Genomic DNA, 16,369 nt, shown 5'->3' on the forward strand with positions numbered 1-16,369 from the left:
TAAAGCACTGATAAGTAATGGTTTATGTGTGGTGTGGGAAATAATTTGAAAAAAAAGCAGGCTTAGATTAATCCTTTGGGTAAAAGATACATCTAAGCTTGCAAACCCTGTAACCCAGGGAGTATTTTTTATTATTATATCACTTATTAATCACAAAATCATGAGAGCAACTCTTGCCAACATCACCCGTTTTAGTGTACTATCATTGTTGATGGTATTATTGGTTAATGCATCGTATGCCCAAAACGGCAAGCGGGCTGACTGGACGCCTGAACAACGTGCTGAAAAAGTAGCCAAGAATTTGACCAAAAAGTTGGAACTAAACGCTGACCAAACCACCAAATTACAAGCGGCAAACCTTACCTGGCAAAAAGCCAGAGATGCAGCCAAAGCTTCAAATGATCGTAAAGCATTGAGAACTGCTCGCAAAGCCTACCGTGCCGAATTGAGCACTATTTTGACTAGCGAACAGCAAACCAAGCTAAAGGCTTTGCAAGATGCAAGAAAAGCCAAGCGTAAGGGTGGGGGCAAATAGTTCACTAACCTTGTAAACCCAATTAAGACTTTTTTTAAGGTTCATTTTATTTTATATTCATAATGTCTAAAGGAGTAAGGATTTTTCTTACTCCTTTTATTTTTTATAAGCACCAATAATTTATGCATAGTCAACCGTGGCAGGGGTGAGCGCATCGGTAGGCCCAAAAAACTCATAAAATATTTGATCTTTGGTTATCCCCAATCCTTCCAACAAGCCCAATACGTGGCTCATAAATACCGGAGAACCACACAAATATACCTCACTTTGAGTTTTCACTAATGGTCTTAGCATTTCAGCAGACAAAAAACCTTCAAAATCAAAATTTTGCCTGAGCTGGTCATCAAATGTAGGTTGGTCGTATACTGTCATTGCTTGTGCTTTGGCATTGATGCCAATGTTTACTTCATCCCTAAAGGCGTGTACTTCACTATTTTGGGTGCACTGCACCAGCACTACCTCTCGTTTGCCTTCTTTTACCAATGTTTTATACATGCTCAGCAAAGGGGTAATACCCACCCCACCCGCAATGAGTAGTACCGGGTGCTGCGAAGGTTGCAACGTAAATACACCAGCAGGCATGCCTACGGTGAGTTCGTCGCCTTGAGTCACCTGATCGTGTAAGTAACCAGACACCAGTCCTTCTTTTTTTACACTAATGCGCAAATAATCGGGTTGGCAAGCATCCGATAAACTGTAGTTGCGGGTGTGGGGGTGGGCTTCGCCAGGTATATTCGTTTTAAGGGCAATGTATTGCCCAGGTACAAAGGCAGGGGCGGGGCTACCATCTTTGGGTTGCAGATAAAGTGACGTAATTACTTCGCTCTCCTTTACTTTTTTGGCTACCACAAACTGTTTATGTCCCCTAAAACCTCCTGGTTGCACTTCGCGACTGGCATAACGACGTTCTTCTTCTCCAATAAGCAGTTGGGCAAGTTGACCATAAGCCTCTGCCCAGGCGCCCAACACTTCGGGAGTGGCGGCATCGCCCAAGACCTCTTTGATGGCTGCCAATAGGTTTTCGCCCACTACCTCGTATTGAGTAGGAGTTACGCTCAAACTCACGTGTTTTTCGGCAATCATGGCTATAGCTGCTTTCAGTACTTCGGGTTGTTCTATGTAGCGGGCATACTGAAAAATAGCCGTAGCAAGCGCCTTGGGTTGGCTGCCTTTAGCCTGGTGGGTCATGTTAAACACTTCCTTCAGTTGGGGATGGTTTTTAAACAAACGTTTATAAAAAGCCTGCGTAATAGTATGTATTTGAGTCTCTAAAACAGGCACAGTTGATTTTACGATTGCTATGTTTTCTTTACTGATCATAACGGTAAATTATTTTATAATTTCTGGGTAATTACTTTGATAATGCCTCAAAGTTAGGGACGGTAAAATACCTGCTTTATGATCTGAATCATATATGTTCAAAACAGCGCTGAGAAAGCATTCGAATAAGCTTTGAATATGATGCAAGTTGTATGAGGGTAACTAGTTTATTATGAGGTGATTAATCCGGGTTATAGTTTGTAATCAATTGCTTACAATACCAACAAAGATGAACGAAAAAACTTACGAAACTTTGACCGATTTTTTGTTGCAACACCTACAGCAACGCCCTGGTATGTACCTTAAAGAACCCCGTTTGTCAACCCTTTCTACTTTTCTGATGGGCTATAGCGTAGGGCGTTATGTGAGTCAATACCCTTATGAAGATGATTTTTTTGGGCACAATGGTTTCATTCAATGGCTTGGACATTACAAAGACAACCCTGAGGTTGATTTTTGGGAGGCAATACTAATGGAAGAAGCCCAACATGATGAGTACCGCGCTTTGGAATTGTTTTTTGAGTATTTAGAAAAGTTTAGGAGTGAGCAATGTTGACAATGGATAAATAAAACCAGTTTTTTGCAGCAACCTCTTGCAATTACTGCAAGGGAAAGACTTGAAGAGCGAAATAGTCTTTTTATCTGGCATTTAAACAATTTGAAAAAATCACATTGTTGGAATATTTTTTTTGTATCAAAATCACTGCATCTTTTTAAGCATAAAATAAGTGGGCTTAACGAGTAATAGATAAACAATATACAAACTTAGCACTTTTTTTCCCCCCTGTTTTTTGATTGGTACAGATGTTTGGCAAATTATAAACTAATTACTAGCTTTACCCAAACTAATAGACAACAATTGCACAATCAACAATGAGACAAATACAGTTCAGAGAAGCTTTACGCGAAGCCCTGACCGAGGAAATGACTCGGGATGAGCGGGTATTTTTGATGGGTGAAGAAGTAGCCGAATACAATGGAGCGTATAAGGTGAGTCAGGGAATGCTTGATCAGTTTGGGAGCGAAAGAGTAATAGATACCCCTATAGCCGAACTCGGTTTTGCAGGGATTGGTGTAGGAGCGGCAATGAATGGTCTCCGCCCTATCATTGAGTTTATGACCTTTAACTTTTCACTGGTAGCAATTGACCAGATAATAAACTCAGCTGCAAAAATGATGTCGATGTCTGGAGGGCAATATGGAGTACCCATCGTATTTCGTGGACCCACTGGTAACGCTGGAATGTTGAGTTCTCAGCACTCGCAAAATTTTGAGAGCTGGTATGCCAACTGCGCCGGGCTTAAGGTAGTAGTACCTTCTAACCCTTATGATGCCAAAGGCTTGTTAAAGTCATCGATCAGAGACGAAGACCCTGTAATATTTATGGAGTCAGAATTGATGTATGCAGATAAGGGCGAAGTGCCTGATGGCGAATACATGATTCCTTTGGGAGTAGCTGATATAAAACAAGCAGGAAGCGATGTGACCTTGGTTACTTTTGGTAAAATGCTCAAAATAGCGCTTGAAGCCGCAGCTGAAGCTGCCAAAGAAGGCATTTCGGTAGAAGTAATAGACTTACGTACAGTGCGCCCAATTGATTATGCATCGGTGGTGAAATCGGTACAAAAAACCAATCGTCTGGTAATTGTAGAAGAAGCCTGGCCATTGGCGGCTATCTCGTCTGAGATTACTTACCATGTACAAAAGCACGCTTTTGATTATTTAGACGCGCCTATTCATCGGATCAATAGTATGGATGTACCGTTGCCGTATGCTCCTACTTTGATAGAAGCCGTATTGCCCAATACCAAACGTACATTAGACGCGATAAAAGCTGTGATGTATAAGTAGATATATATGAGTAGCCCTAAGCAATACAAGTGAAGGTATACCTCAAACAATATTAAAAAAGGCAAGCATACCCTTGGGTGTGCTTGCCTTTTATTGTTAAGGGCGTACCTAGCGCCTAAACCCTAATCCCTTGATGACTATCTTCGCCTCGGTTTGTGTCTCCACAACCGAGTTTACGAGTCCTTAGATACCGATGAATGTCGGTGCTCAGCAAAGCTAAATCGCCCTGTCACAGAGCCAGGGAACAGTGCTTTTCAAGGTTTCGGTCAGCTCGTGGAGACACGATCTGAGGCGATGGCGCTAGAAAAAAAGCTGGGTAGAGTACCTGGTACTCCAAACCCCAGAACCTAAATCCCTATATTATCTAAAAGTATCAAAATACTTAGAAACCTCTATTACATACGCTGGCACCGACTCAAAGTGCCCAGTGCCGTTAATTGGGAATAGGGTAACATTGGTAGCACCATTGGCAGTCATTTTATCAAAAGCACTTTGCGAGTTTACAAACAACACAAACTCATCGGCAGTACCGTGAATCAAGCGAAGGGGAGCATTGGGTTTCCAATCAAAAGTAGAGTTATCACGCAATGCATTTAAAAACTCAGTGTCTGTATCGTTGAGTAGCCCATTGCGAAATTCAGCAGTAAAAAGCTTAGTAGGGTTTTGTTCTATGTCAATAGTAATGCCCTCACCTTCAGGCTGATTGGCTATATTGGTGGCATAAGGTTCATTGAAATAATAAGTCAAAGGACGGTTTAAGCCATACAGTTTATTATAAGTCAAAATTACCCATGAGTAATTTTTAATATTGAGCATAGGTTTGTCTTTTACTGTAATATTCTTTGCAAACGTGATCTTGTCGTAAGCGCCCGCAGCTGGGGTGCTGGCAGTGATGGTAAACTCACTACTTGCCGAGCTCTCTATCAGTTGGTGCAGGGCAGTAGTGGCCGATCCACCTTCAGAGTATCCAGTCAAAAATAATTGATTATTGAGCTCAATGTTTTGCTTGGCGCTGAACTCTTTAGAAGCACGCAGCATATCCAGCGATGCTGAAGCCAACGTAGCCCGGTGTTCATAAGGGTGATCAGCGGCAGCGTTTTCGCCATAGCCCAAGTAGTCGGGCATAGACACCACGTAGCCTAAAGAGGCGAGAAAAGTTCCGCCTATAAATGAGTCAGCAGAAGTGCCATAAGACGATGGAGCCCCTGCTTCGGTTGTAATGGTGCCGTGTTGATAACTCAACAAAGGTTTGGCACCGGAGGTATTGATAGGATATAAAAAAGCACCCGACGCAGTAATATCATTACCATCCGCATCTTTAGTTTTGTATACAAGTTTATATACCTTGATGCCTGGCAACCCTTGAATAGCTTCCAATTCATTATCTAAAGGCAAATACTCTCCACCATAACGATTAGTGAGGTTTTCGGCTGAAATATCAGCTACCAATGTGGCACTTACCAAGTATTTGGTGTCAGTAAAAATTTGTGGTATTTGATCGGTTTCTACTATTTTGGTACAACCAGTAAGTAGCACCAGCCCCCAGCAAAGTAAGAAAGCAAAGGACAGTACTTTTCTCGTAAAATTTTTCATGTGCATAAGTTTTAATCAATAAACCACTTCTAAGGTGTAGAGAGAGTGGTTGAGTTCGTTTTTGAGTAAATAATTAACTTTAAGAAGATCATTGTGCAAACTGCATGAGGAATGATGAAAAATAAAGCTCTATAGTGGATTAAAAATGCGCACTTATGTTTAACAAGCTCTTAGACTCAGCCTAACTTTACAGTATTTTGCGTTAAATTCAATATAGATATTTTTTACCTTTAGTTAAGACATACTTACGGTGAAAGTGTACTCTTGGGTAAGGTTTATGGGTATAAAATTTTTGAGGATAAATAGTGTAAATAAAAGAAGTGGTTAGAACCTTTTCTTTTTGCTCAGTTGACTTCTTAAACTCACCAAAAACTTTTTAGATTGTTTGAGGTGCCAGGGCCAACCCTTCATCTTGACTTTTTTACCATCTTTGCGCACTACCGTAAGGCTTGGAAAGTGCGAAAAACACACAATACTAAAAAATAAAAAACTAATAGCCAGGACATAAGTAATGACGTGCCCCAATATAAAAAGGCCGGCAGCAATGAGCATAAACACAGCACCAGCCAATAGTTCGCGGCGTGAACTATATTCTACATCTATTACCTGTGATAAAAACAAGCGCTCTTTTTTGCCCTTTTCAAACAAATCCTGATTGCGGAAATATTGCACCCTTCGGGTAGACACAATGCCAAAGTAATTTTTAAGCAACAACTCTTCTTTTTCTGCTTTAAACTGAGGTGACTCAGTGCTGGATTGGTCAATTGGGTCGGCATTTTTTTCGGGCTGAGCCGTAGGTAGGTTTTCTATTTCGGCCGTTTCAGAACTCATTGGGGTATTTGTCGGGCTACCTTCTACTTGTTGCAAATGCTTTTTGGGTGGATGCACCAACTGCTCTTGGTTAATGTTCCATACTACCTGGTGAAGGTGTTCTTCTTCAGTTTCTTGTTTGCCCAACAAAGTAGCATCAAACAAGGCCTTTTTAAACTGTTCGGCATTCTGAAAACGATGATCAGGGTCTTTGGCAGTCGCCTTGTCTATTATTTTTTGCATATGGCTACTTGCCGCTGGCAAAAACTCTTTGAGACGTGGCAACGGGTCATTGACAATTTTTTGGCTCAGATCGTACTCTCCCAACTCTTCTGAATAAGGCAGCTTACCAGTGAGAATCTCAAATAGGGTAATGCCTAAACTGAAAATATCGCTGCGTGCGTCTATCTCCCAAGCCCTTATTTGTTCAGGACTCATATAATAAATAGTCCCTAGCCTCACCCCCGCCTGGGTCAGGTTTATCTCTTGGTTGTCTACCATTTTGGCAATACCAAAGTCCATTATTTTCACATCACCCATTTGGGTAATCATAATGTTGGCAGGTTTAATATCACGGTGTACGATGCCCCGTTGGTGAGCATAAGCAAATGCATCCAGTATTTTGGCAAACACCCTCTTGGCCTGGCTTTCGCTCAATGGGCCTGAAATTTCGCTGGTATATTGCTCCAGTGTAACTCCCTGCACGTATTCCATCACCAAAAACAGGTTCTCGCCCAATTCTACATAATCATATAAGTCTACAATGTTGGGGTGGTGGAGCTTTGCCATCAAGGCAGCTTCATTTTTAAACCGCATACGAATGTCCGGGTTTTTGGCAAGGTGAGGCTTCAAGCCTTTAATGGCTGCCTGGCGACCAATTTGAGTATGGGTCGCCAGGTATACGGTGCCCATTCCGCCAGTACCCAGGGTTTTTTCTATTTTATAGTATCCTATGCCTGTTTGTTGTTGACTCATACGATCACATTTGCTTTTACAGCACTAACAATTTATTTGGAGTGTTTGGAAATAAAGAATAAAAAAATAGCTGTAAATCAAGACATTGATTAACAGTAGCTTATGAAAAAATAAAAATAGATATTTTTATGACTAATTCAGTCTTAATTAGGTAAAAATCAATCAACGAATTTTTAAACAAACGAAACTATGTGCTGGTTGTTAAATAAACTATCAAAATAACTTGTGAAGCCTACAAAAATAAAAGCAATTATTTTGGTAGACTTACTTATTACTTCTTCTGATAAAACCACTACCTTCATCATTCTATAAAAGAAAAGACTAAAAAAAACTTATGAGCAAACAAACCAAACATCTCTCGCTGGCTTTACAGGGTGGAGGTGCCCACGGAGCCTTTACCTGGGGAGTATTAGATCGTTTTTTAGAACAGGAAGACTTAATCCTGGATGGTTTTGTAGGTACCAGTGCCGGAGCCATGAATGCCTCGGTGCTGGCGTATGGCTTGCATATAGGCGGGCGCTCAACAGCCAGAGAGCTGCTGCACAAGTTTTGGAAAACCAATTCAGAATATGCTGCGCGTACTCCATTACAGCCTACCTGGATGGATGGTTACTTTGGGCTTGAAGGGAATATGGACTACTCGCCCTTTTACCGTGCTACCGAAGTCATGTCGTTGTTTGTGTCTCCCTACCAGCTGAACCCTACCCACCATAATCCTTTACGCAAGATATTGGGCGATTTGGTAAACTTTGAAGAGTTGCAAAAATGCAAAGTAACCAAACTATATGTATGCGCCACCAATGTAAGGCGTGGTCGTGCCAAAGTGTTCAACCTCAGCGAAATGTCGCTAGATGCAGTACTTGCATCGGCTTGTTTGCCTACTTTGTTTCCAGCAGTCACCATCAACGGGGAAGACTATTGGGATGGAGGGTACATGGGTAACCCACCTATCTTTCCATTAATTAGCAATACCCAATGTCACGACATTATGCTGGTGCAAATTAACCCAATCAATATACCTGACACACCCACCTCGCCAGAAGGCATTCGCGATCGTATCAACGAACTCAGCTTTAACTCTAGCCTGATGCTCGAAATGCGCCGGGTAGCTTTTGTTGACCGTTTGCTCAAAGAGGGGATCAACCCAGGGGATGAGTTTCAAAAAATAAGAATGCATAACATTAATCCGGAAGAAGATTTGTGGGCGCTTAACTTATCAAGTAAGTTGAATGCCTCCTGGGGCTTTTTGACTAAGCTCAAAGAGCTGGGAAGAAAGTATGCCGACAAATGGCTGGAACAAAACCTTGAGCATGTAGGCGAAAAGTCCACTTGCGATATAAGAAAAACTTTTTTGTAGCAAAAAAACAAATAGTGGCAAGCCATTAAAGACAGGCGACAAGTAGCTAATAGAAAATGAATGTATGATGAATTGATTAGTTACCTGTGAAACAGGGTGTAGCCGATGGCTAAACCCTGTGCACACTATTAAAAACTGTCAGCAAAAGTGGTAATCAATTCAAAAAGCTGTTCAAACTTGGTCAGGGGCAATGTTTTGTCACGATCAAAAATATCATGGTAAGCCCTGATGCCTCCCAACGTGTATATATAAAAACTAGGAACCCCATTCTGCGTAAAAAAATAATGGTCAGAAATGGGTGCTCGCCCCCTTATTTTTACCTCAGGTAATAATTTTTTCTTTCGATTAATCGCTGTCAGTCGGTCAAACTCTTTGCGGTATACCGATCCATTGACTACCTTTATGCCATCGTCACCAGTACCTACCATGTCAAAATTAACCAGAAACTTGATATTGCCCAAGTCTACCGTAGGATTTTTTACGTAGTAATACGAACCAATCAAGCCTACTTCTTCGGCGCCAAAAGCAATAAACATCATAGAGTGTTTGGGTTTGTTTTGACTATAGTATTTGGCTAACTCCAGCAAAAGTGCAATGCCACTGGCGTTGTCGTTGGCACCCGGAAAATAAATCTTTTTGCCCATCCGCCCCATATGGTCGTAGTGTGCCGTAAAAACCATAAAAGAATCGGGCTCGTGCTGCCCCTCTATATAGCCAATCACGTTTTGGGTAGTGTAACGTTGCAGGTGCTTGTTGTCTATAGCAAACTTGGCGCGTCGTGCGGTCATATCAAAGCTACTTGTTTGTACCATCAAAATAGGGCGATTGACGGGTTTGCTGGCAAAACCAGCCGTAAGCTTAGTATGTAGCTCTATAGCTGCTTTTGATTCTTGCAGCTTGTCGAAAAGCTTTTTGGGCACCTTGTTGCTTTGCCGCAACTTACGCATATACGTAGCCTTGTATACCAATATATTTTTAGAAATATTGCTTGCCAAAAACGATTTTAGGCGGATAGGCTCTTGAAGCAATAAAGTATCTAGCCAGCGTAATTTGCCCCGTCCTCTGCCTGTTTTTGAAGTGGGGTGAATAATAAAGTCAATCCCTGGTTTTAGTTTTTTGCCGCCTATTTTTAGGCGCATTCTGCGAGGGAACACATTGATATTGATAGGGAATTTCTGGAAGTAACTGTCATTAAAAGCCTTGAGCCCTGCTTTTTTAAACGCTTGACCAATAAACTCAGCGGCTATTTTGTCTCCGTTTTTAATGTAACCCCTGCCGTGCATTTCGGGGGCTGCCAGTGCCTGGATGGTTTTTTTTGCACCATTGAGTAGGGCAGATGCTTGCTGTGCCTGTGCCATAAAGCAGGACATACCAATAACAATAGATAAAGCAAATCTTAAACGCGTATATTTCATGGACATTTGTTGACAAACAGTGTATACAATATAGAATTCAATAAAAATCGGTTTACTGGCTAAAATTAAATTATTTTTTGCAAACATAACTTAATCACCCTCAAATAAGCGTTGTAATGGTGGCAAATCACTTGTTTTTTAGTGGTGAACATTTCAAACTACGTCTATACAACGGTCGCCCCAGGCAATATGTGGTCAGGTTGCCCTCATACTTATTGACTGAAAAGCAACCTTAATAGCTATATTTATACAAACATTTGGTATAAATATACCAACTAAAACTATACTTATGACAGCCTCTTTTTTTTACCTTTCGTTTACCCTAAAAGCCCTGTTAAAGATATGTTATACCTTGATATAATTATAGAATTTATTACTAAAAACACGTAATTCAGTATTGAAAATATACCATAAATACCACCATATACCAAATAACCATCGTAACGCAGGCCTAATTTAAATTATGCAAAAGTCTAATCAGAAAGCGTCTTTACGCGAGCAAATTCTTCATCAAAACATCTGGAAATTAATGTTTAAAATGGCTACCCCTGGCATATTGGGTATGCTTGTCGTGAGCATTAATAACTTTGTAGATGCTTTGTTTGTAGGACAACTTATTGGTCAAAACGCCTTGGCTGCCATTTCTTTGGTATTGCCTATTACTATGATTCCTGCCGCATTATCTGCGATGATTGGCGTGGGTTCTGCCTCGGTATTGAGCCGTGCCATTGGTTCGCAAGATGTAGAAACCCAGCAAAAAGTATTTAGTAATTTATTAGGCATGTCGCTTGTTTTTTCGGCTATACTCACTGTATTAGGGTATATCTACGCCAGTCCCCTCATTGCTTTTATGGGTGGCAAAGGCGAAGTGTTGGTGTATGGCACCTCCTATCTCGAGATATTTATGCTAGGTTCTTTTTTTCGTGTTTTTGCTATTGCCACCAATATGCTCATTCGTGCCGAAGGTAAAGTAAACATTGCTATGAAGTATGCTGCCATTAGCATGGTCATTAACATGGTACTTGATCCTTTGTTTATTACAGGGTTTGGCTGGGGGATAGAAGGTGCCTCGCTTGCCACAGTGTCGTCATTGGGAGTATACACAGTATTAAATTACTTATATTTTGTAAAAGGCAAAAACTCCTTTCCGGTTGATCTGAAAAAAGTTACCCTTGACCGTTCTATTTTGCCCAAAGTGTTGGGGGTGGGGGTAGCAGCTATGATGATGCAACTGATGTTTTTGGTGCAGCAAACCTTTGTATTTAAATCTATAGCCTATTATGGCAATGACAACGACATTGCTTTTATGGGCGCTTGTTATCGCGTATTGATGTTGGCCATTGTGCCAGTATTTGGCTTAGTGCAGGCAATGCAACCTATCGTAGGTATCAACTATGGCGCAAAAGATTTTCAACGGGTAAAACAAACTGTCAAAGTGTTTGTAACCGGAGGTATGGTATTGCTTACTGCTATATGGTTGCCAGTGCAGCTTTTCCCTACTACCATTTTGCATTGGCTTTTGCCAGATATGCGTTTTACAGTGACAGATATCAATAACTTCAGAGTAGCCATGATTATGATGCCCGCCATTCCACTGGTGTTTATTGTAGGTAACTTTTTGCAATCAATAGGCAATGGCTTGTTATCCGGTATCATTACCGTGGCACGTCAAGTTGTGTTTTTTATACCTACTGTCCTTATTTTGCCTACTTATGTGGGTATTTCTGGAGTGTACCTAAGCGCTCCTTTGGTAGATGTAGTCGTAATATCTCTAGTACTGGTGTTGCTTTCGCTTGAGTTCAAAAAATTAGATCGGAAAGAGGTACAATACCAAAGCCAAATACCAACACACCCTGCCTCTGCTACTTCTCCACAACCGATACTTGGTTAAAAAAAATAAATAATTTTCATAATACGAGTTCGGCACACTATTAGGGGTATTTGCGTAGATTTGTACCGTCGAAGAAAATCCTATTAATTGTATGAAAAAATTATGTCTGCTATGGGTTGGGGGACTTTTACTATTGCTATCAAACATAACGACAGTAAATGCTCAGTGCCGGATGTGTTATTTGACCAAGAAACAGGCAGAAAAAGCAGCCAATTATTTAAGAACACAAGATGATATTATTTTATTTGCCGGGTGCGAACTCAAAGATGTTGCCCGCAGGGTAGAAGTAAAAAAGGTAATTATAGCACCCACTGAAATCAAAGATAAATTTCAGTTAAAAATAGAAGGTTTTATTTTTGCCACCTTCGAGCTCAAAGACAATAAGGTAATCAATTATACCAAAACTATCATCAAAGATACGTTTTACATAGACCTGGCGTATGTGCATGTGCGCACTGGTGGTTATCAAGACGAGCAAAGCAATGAATATGTATGGGATGCCACCTGTTTGGGCGTATACCTGGGCTATACCGTAGATCCCTGCACCGACCCTTTTGACTACCCTAGTCAGCCAAGGTAGTGCCCCCTAAAAATAATAAGTCACAAGTTTTGGGTAAAACCTGTGACTGATCATTGCAAAATATCACCTAAAAAAATTAAGCGACTTCTTTCTTTTCTTCCTTGATATATCCTTTGCGTCTCAATATAGTTTCTACTACTCTAATGTCGTGTTTGGGGTTGCTAAAAGCGTTAAACGGAATGTATATAAACTGACCTTTAGAAACTACAAACAAAAAATAGTCTTTTCTCTTCTCGGCTTTTTTTATCACATCCCACTTCATCGGCATTCCTTCACGTTGGTTGAGCTTAATCATAATCTGACGGCTGTCTATTTCATAACGAAGTTTCTCAAACATTACCTTGTTTTGAGGTAGTTGACTAGCTCCGGCAAATTGGATATACCAAAACAAGAGATATAAACCTACCGACAAAAACGCCAGAAAAAAGAACCAAAAGCTTACCGTAATCAGGTTTAGCAACATAAAAATACCAAACAACCCAGCAGGAATCCACCATTGTTGTTTAAGCACATTATTCATTCCTATGCGGGAATAGACTTTTTTAGGAAGTTCGAATTTTTTGGTTTTTACAATCATTACTGAATTTTTTTCGTGAATAAGTCACGTACTCTCAAAAATCAAAATGCAAATATACGGCTATTTCGGTTTTTATGAGTCATAGAAGTTCTATTTTCTATGTTCAGCTGTTTTTTGTAATAATTAAACACTTAATCATCTGCCTGCTTTTTATATTATATACCTAATCTTTCTTTCTAAACTTTTCATAACAAGGTACTTGTGGGGCGGCTTTCGCCTTAAATACGGTATCGCCAAAGGTGATATTACCCTTAGGGGTAAAAGTAAGCTGGGAGTTATACCATTCGCATATTTGTTTTTCAGTACCCAGGTACTTTTTATACTCATAAGCATACACTCCATTTGCTTTAAACTGCCCTTTAAAGCTCCACACCATATCCATATCGGCTCCATTATAGGCAAGGGATACATTGCCCAGCAATTGACCTTTTTTGTTGTACATCAGCCCGGTTATCTCATTGCTCATTCCTTCCATACAAGAAAGCAATATCACTACTACGTGTCCATTTACATTTGACTGAAAGGCATAGTAAAAATGCTTGTTTTTCTTAAATGTAGCTTCATCAGGCATTGTTTTTTGCAAGTATTGCTCTAGTTGCAAACCTTTGAACGCTGCTTCGTTTACAGCCTGAAATCCTTTAAAAGCACAAGGGACCATTTTGCCCAAATCAACCACCTCTACATCTTTATATTTACTTTTTTGTTTGGCTTGCGCCAAATGAGCAGGCAACTTAACACTTGAATTAACTACTGCTTGGTTGGTAGGGGTACCTTCTGTGAGGGTGTTGTTGGTTGTGTCTGACAATTCATCAGTACTTTGGGCATCTTTGTTTGGCTGACAAGCCCACAAAGCAAGAAGTAGTAAAAATAGACAAGGGTATTTGTTCATCATAGTAATTTTAAAGGTTATCTTTTCTAAAGGTAATATATTCAATATAAACGATTCCTTTATCAGGCAATAAAATTTATCTTTTTTCATTACAAATGCTGCTTATAAAGACTCTATAGAGATAACTTTTGCTATATTATTTCTCATTAAATGATATGAAAAATAAATTGATATATAATTTTATCAGTATTGTACTAGTGTTTTATGCCCACGCGATAGCTTTGGACTATTGTTTACTCAATCAACTCTTGAATATATGAAGTTAAAATACGCACTTTTTTTAGTGGTGGTAGGGTTTATATCACCCAACATACTATATGCCCAACAATTTGATTATGGTTTGGGGGTAAAAATAGACGAGGAAGGGTACAACAAAGTAAAGCTTGCCCATGTGTCACGGGGAGACTTTAAGGCATTGCCAAGCAAAGTTTCATTAAAAAAATATTGCCCCACTCCAGGCAACCAAGGCAAAACAGGTACTTGTGTAGCCTGGTCTTCTACTTATGGTGCTCGTACCATTATTTACGCTATGGAAAAAGGCATTACCAATCGGCAGAAAATCACTAAACTTGCTTTTTCCCCCTCTTTTATCTACAATCAAATCCGCGAAAAAGGAGATAAGCTATGCAAATCAGGTACCTACGTGTACGATGCGATGTATAAGCTTAAAAAACAAGGAGCTATGCCACTTCAAGACTTTGCCTTTGACTGCAGCCGTATGCCCCAGCCTGCCGACAAAGCTAAAGCCAGCAAATACCGCATTAAAGATTATCAACGCTTGTTTTTTAGTAGTGCCAAAAACAAAGTGGCGATGGTAAAAAAAAGTATTGCAGAGGGTAATCCCGTAGTGGTAGCTATGAAAATTGGTTTTACCTTTACTTATGCCAAAAAAGTATACCGCGACCCGGCACCAGCCAACGCCCGCCGAGGTGGTCATGCGATGGTGGTAGTGGGGTACGACGACAAAAAGCAGGCTTTTGAGTTGATGAATAGCTGGGGGACTAAATGGGGGGATGGAGGTTTTGTGTACTATCACTATGAGTCGTTTCAAAAATACTGCGCACAAGCGTATGAAATGATTCCATTCAGTCCGGTTTTAATCTCTGACGATATGTTGGGCAAAGATATTCCCAAGGCAACTATTTCAGGTACAGTGGTTTTTAAACAATACCTCAAAGAAACCGAGGTATTCAAAGATATGCGGGCAACCAAAGTGGGCAACTCTTACCAAATGCTCAATGCTTATACCGAAGGTGATAGCTTTCAAATGGTCATTACCAATAACCAACGCATTCATGTATATGCACTCAATTTTGATGGAACAAATAAATGCTTTAAGCTTTTTCCGTTTGCCGGAGATGTGCTGGAAGCCTACCACCAACAGGCACGGGGTACCAAAATAAGTTCTATCAAAAATCATAAAAGAGCCAAAACGATTATTCCTCACGAAGACAACGTAATAGAGTTGGACGATACCAAAGGACTAGACTACTTTTGTGTATTATTTGCGAGAAAATCGCTCAGCATTGACCGTATTATGTTAGCTATTGAAAAAGCTACAGGTACATTTGAGCAGCGTCTCAGCAAAGCATTAGGAAACCAGGCAGCACTGCCAAAAGAGATTAAAATGGAGCAATCTATGATCAATTTTAAGGCTAAAACCAATAAAGTAATAGTGCCAGTAGTGGTACGGATGCGCCACCAATAAACTACCCTTTTGCCTTTGGATTATTTCTCTTTTTTCCAGAGTTTAAAAGAACCAAAGAACTTTGCAGAACGAGCCTTGTCCAGAATTTTGTTATACTTGGTAATGATAAAATGGTAAGTATGGTATTTGGTTACCAATACCCGGTATTGGTACAATTGATTGCGTTGGTTTCGAAAGCGGATGCCTTGCACTGGTAAGCCTAGCATGAGTGTGCCCATATTACTCTCTATTCGGAGTTCTTCCTTGAGGCGTAAATCTCTCCTTACCTTGTCCAACTCCTTTGATACTAATTTTTGGGCAACTTTTAGGTCATTGTTTTGTCGGGTTTTGTTAAACAGTATCTGGTATAAAACCCCTTCAGACTCTGTCTCTAAAATGTATTGGTTTTTACGTTCCTTGAGCGTGGGTTTGGCAGGGAGTTTTACTTTAAAGTTTCCTGGTTTTGACTTGTACCTACGCCATTTTTTTTGAGCAAAAGATACTTGAGCAATGAATAACAAGAGTATAAGGAGAAGTAAATTTTTCGACATATTTGTTCAAGGTTATGTTTGGGGTGTTTTGAGTCAATATTGCTACTATTAACGTAGTGTAACTAGAAAAACGTTGCAAAAGAAAGGAAATGGCAAATAAAGTTGGGTGATTTACAACATGTAACTACTAAATTAGTTATATGTTTGAACGTGAAAACATAACAATTGCCGAATCTTTGTTTTGTAGAATAAACTATGGTAAAAAAAGGTGATTTTATTACCATATTCCAGAAACTGTGCTTTTGTCAGTGTTTGTTTATTCAGGCAAATACTTGGTTAAGCCCACGAATTTTCTGTAAATTTGTAAAGCGTTTTGAAAGCCTTTTTGTCAAACGTAA

14 protein-coding genes are annotated in these 16,369 nt (G+C 40.1%); 7 read left to right on the forward strand and 7 right to left on the reverse strand.

Features of this window, described 5'->3' with window-relative positions:
- Positions 1-160: 160 nt before the first annotated feature.
- Positions 161-535, forward strand: coding sequence for a hypothetical protein (locus tag M23134_RS37460; protein ID WP_002693884.1), 375 nt, complete (start codon positions 161-163; stop codon positions 533-535).
- A 120-nt stretch (positions 536-655) separates the two neighbouring features.
- On the opposite strand, the gene hmpA is transcribed toward M23134_RS37460, so the two are convergent.
- Entirely contained in the window at positions 656-1,855 is a 1,200-nt protein-coding gene (gene hmpA, locus M23134_RS03170; RefSeq protein ID WP_002693885.1) for an NO-inducible flavohemoprotein, read from the reverse strand.
- A 229-nt stretch (positions 1,856-2,084) separates the two neighbouring features.
- Between hmpA and M23134_RS03175 the strand changes: the two genes are divergently transcribed.
- Together M23134_RS03175 and M23134_RS03180 are read left to right on the forward strand one after the other, a co-directional pair.
- On the forward strand, positions 2,085-2,411 hold the full coding sequence (locus M23134_RS03175) for a hypothetical protein (protein ID WP_002693886.1): 327 nt from the start codon (positions 2,085-2,087) through the stop codon (positions 2,409-2,411).
- Between the two features lie 317 nt (positions 2,412-2,728).
- Entirely contained in the window at positions 2,729-3,706 is a 978-nt protein-coding gene (locus tag M23134_RS03180; protein ID WP_002693887.1) for a pyruvate dehydrogenase complex E1 component subunit beta, read from the forward strand.
- Positions 3,707-4,066: 360 nt separating this feature from the next.
- On the opposite strand, the gene M23134_RS03185 is transcribed toward M23134_RS03180, so the two are convergent.
- Both M23134_RS03185 and M23134_RS37465 read right to left on the reverse strand, forming a co-directional pair.
- The gene (locus tag M23134_RS03185; RefSeq protein ID WP_045112914.1) at positions 4,067-5,299 is read right to left on the reverse strand and encodes an alpha/beta hydrolase family protein; all 1,233 of its coding nucleotides are present in this window, start codon (positions 5,297-5,299) and stop codon (positions 4,067-4,069) included.
- A 324-nt stretch (positions 5,300-5,623) separates the two neighbouring features.
- A complete protein-coding gene (locus M23134_RS37465; RefSeq protein ID WP_002693889.1) occupies positions 5,624-7,084 on the reverse strand; it encodes a serine/threonine protein kinase in 1,461 nt (486 codons plus the stop codon).
- Positions 7,085-7,418: 334 nt separating this feature from the next.
- Here M23134_RS37465 and M23134_RS03195 point away from each other — a divergent pair, with 334 nt between their 5' ends.
- Positions 7,419-8,441: a patatin-like phospholipase family protein gene (locus tag M23134_RS03195; protein ID WP_002693891.1), complete on the forward strand. Its 1,023-nt coding sequence runs from the start codon at positions 7,419-7,421 to the stop codon at positions 8,439-8,441.
- Between the two features lie 128 nt (positions 8,442-8,569).
- On the opposite strand, the gene M23134_RS03200 is transcribed toward M23134_RS03195, so the two are convergent.
- Positions 8,570-9,862, reverse strand: a complete 1,293-nt coding sequence (locus M23134_RS03200) for a M28 family metallopeptidase (RefSeq protein ID WP_198144975.1) — start codon at positions 9,860-9,862, stop codon at positions 8,570-8,572.
- A gap of 457 nt (positions 9,863-10,319) precedes the next feature.
- Between M23134_RS03200 and M23134_RS03205 the strand changes: the two genes are divergently transcribed.
- Positions 10,320-11,747 carry an MATE family efflux transporter gene (locus tag M23134_RS03205; protein ID WP_002693894.1) on the forward strand — a complete coding sequence of 476 codons (1,428 nt, stop codon included), beginning with the start codon at positions 10,320-10,322 and terminating at the stop codon, positions 11,745-11,747.
- Between the two features lie 91 nt (positions 11,748-11,838).
- Positions 11,839-12,327 carry a hypothetical protein gene (locus tag M23134_RS03210; RefSeq protein WP_157558311.1) on the forward strand — a complete coding sequence of 163 codons (489 nt, stop codon included), beginning with the start codon at positions 11,839-11,841 and terminating at the stop codon, positions 12,325-12,327.
- Positions 12,328-12,403: 76 nt separating this feature from the next.
- Here the strand turns inward: M23134_RS03210 and M23134_RS03215 are convergent, their stop codons facing one another.
- Together M23134_RS03215 and M23134_RS03220 are read right to left on the reverse strand one after the other, a co-directional pair.
- Positions 12,404-12,904 (reverse strand): YcxB family protein, encoded by a 501-nt coding sequence (locus M23134_RS03215; RefSeq protein ID WP_002693896.1) that lies wholly within the window; start codon positions 12,902-12,904, stop codon positions 12,404-12,406.
- A gap of 163 nt (positions 12,905-13,067) precedes the next feature.
- Positions 13,068-13,796, reverse strand: a complete 729-nt coding sequence (locus M23134_RS03220) for a hypothetical protein (RefSeq protein WP_157558312.1) — start codon at positions 13,794-13,796, stop codon at positions 13,068-13,070.
- Between the two features lie 253 nt (positions 13,797-14,049).
- Here M23134_RS03220 and M23134_RS03225 point away from each other — a divergent pair, with 253 nt between their 5' ends.
- Entirely contained in the window at positions 14,050-15,501 is a 1,452-nt protein-coding gene (locus tag M23134_RS03225; protein WP_002693898.1) for a C1 family peptidase, read from the forward strand.
- Positions 15,502-15,521: 20 nt separating this feature from the next.
- On the opposite strand, the gene M23134_RS03230 is transcribed toward M23134_RS03225, so the two are convergent.
- On the reverse strand, positions 15,522-16,031 hold the full coding sequence (locus tag M23134_RS03230) for a hypothetical protein (protein WP_045112915.1): 510 nt from the start codon (positions 16,029-16,031) through the stop codon (positions 15,522-15,524).
- Between the last annotated feature and the right edge of the window lie 338 nt (positions 16,032-16,369).

This window comes from Microscilla marina ATCC 23134, assembly GCF_000169175.1.
In the GTDB taxonomy this organism is placed as follows: Bacteria; Bacteroidota; Bacteroidia; order Cytophagales; family Microscillaceae; genus Microscilla; species Microscilla marina.

Bases quoted from the DNA above. Each gene is read 5' to 3' on its own strand.
- M23134_RS03185 (WP_045112914.1), bottom strand. From the start codon at position 5,299: ATGAAAAATTTTACGAGAAAAGTACTGTCCTTTGCTTTCTTACTTTGC.
- M23134_RS03205 (WP_002693894.1), top strand. From the start codon at position 10,320: ATGCAAAAGTCTAATCAGAAAGCGTCTTTACGCGAGCAAATTCTTCAT.
- hmpA (WP_002693885.1), bottom strand. From the start codon at position 1,855: ATGATCAGTAAAGAAAACATAGCAATCGTAAAATCAACTGTGCCTGTT.
- M23134_RS03215 (WP_002693896.1), bottom strand. From the start codon at position 12,904: ATGATTGTAAAAACCAAAAAATTCGAACTTCCTAAAAAAGTCTATTCC.
- M23134_RS03225 (WP_002693898.1), top strand. From the start codon at position 14,050: ATGAAGTTAAAATACGCACTTTTTTTAGTGGTGGTAGGGTTTATATCA.
- M23134_RS03210 (WP_157558311.1), top strand. From the start codon at position 11,839: ATGAAAAAATTATGTCTGCTATGGGTTGGGGGACTTTTACTATTGCTA.
- M23134_RS03180 (WP_002693887.1), top strand. From the start codon at position 2,729: ATGAGACAAATACAGTTCAGAGAAGCTTTACGCGAAGCCCTGACCGAG.
- M23134_RS03230 (WP_045112915.1), bottom strand. From the start codon at position 16,031: ATGTCGAAAAATTTACTTCTCCTTATACTCTTGTTATTCATTGCTCAA.
- M23134_RS03175 (WP_002693886.1), top strand. From the start codon at position 2,085: ATGAACGAAAAAACTTACGAAACTTTGACCGATTTTTTGTTGCAACAC.
- M23134_RS03195 (WP_002693891.1), top strand. From the start codon at position 7,419: ATGAGCAAACAAACCAAACATCTCTCGCTGGCTTTACAGGGTGGAGGT.
- M23134_RS37460 (WP_002693884.1), top strand. From the start codon at position 161: ATGAGAGCAACTCTTGCCAACATCACCCGTTTTAGTGTACTATCATTG.
- M23134_RS37465 (WP_002693889.1), bottom strand. From the start codon at position 7,084: ATGAGTCAACAACAAACAGGCATAGGATACTATAAAATAGAAAAAACC.
- M23134_RS03200 (WP_198144975.1), bottom strand. From the start codon at position 9,862: ATGTCCATGAAATATACGCGTTTAAGATTTGCTTTATCTATTGTTATT.
- M23134_RS03220 (WP_157558312.1), bottom strand. From the start codon at position 13,796: ATGATGAACAAATACCCTTGTCTATTTTTACTACTTCTTGCTTTGTGG.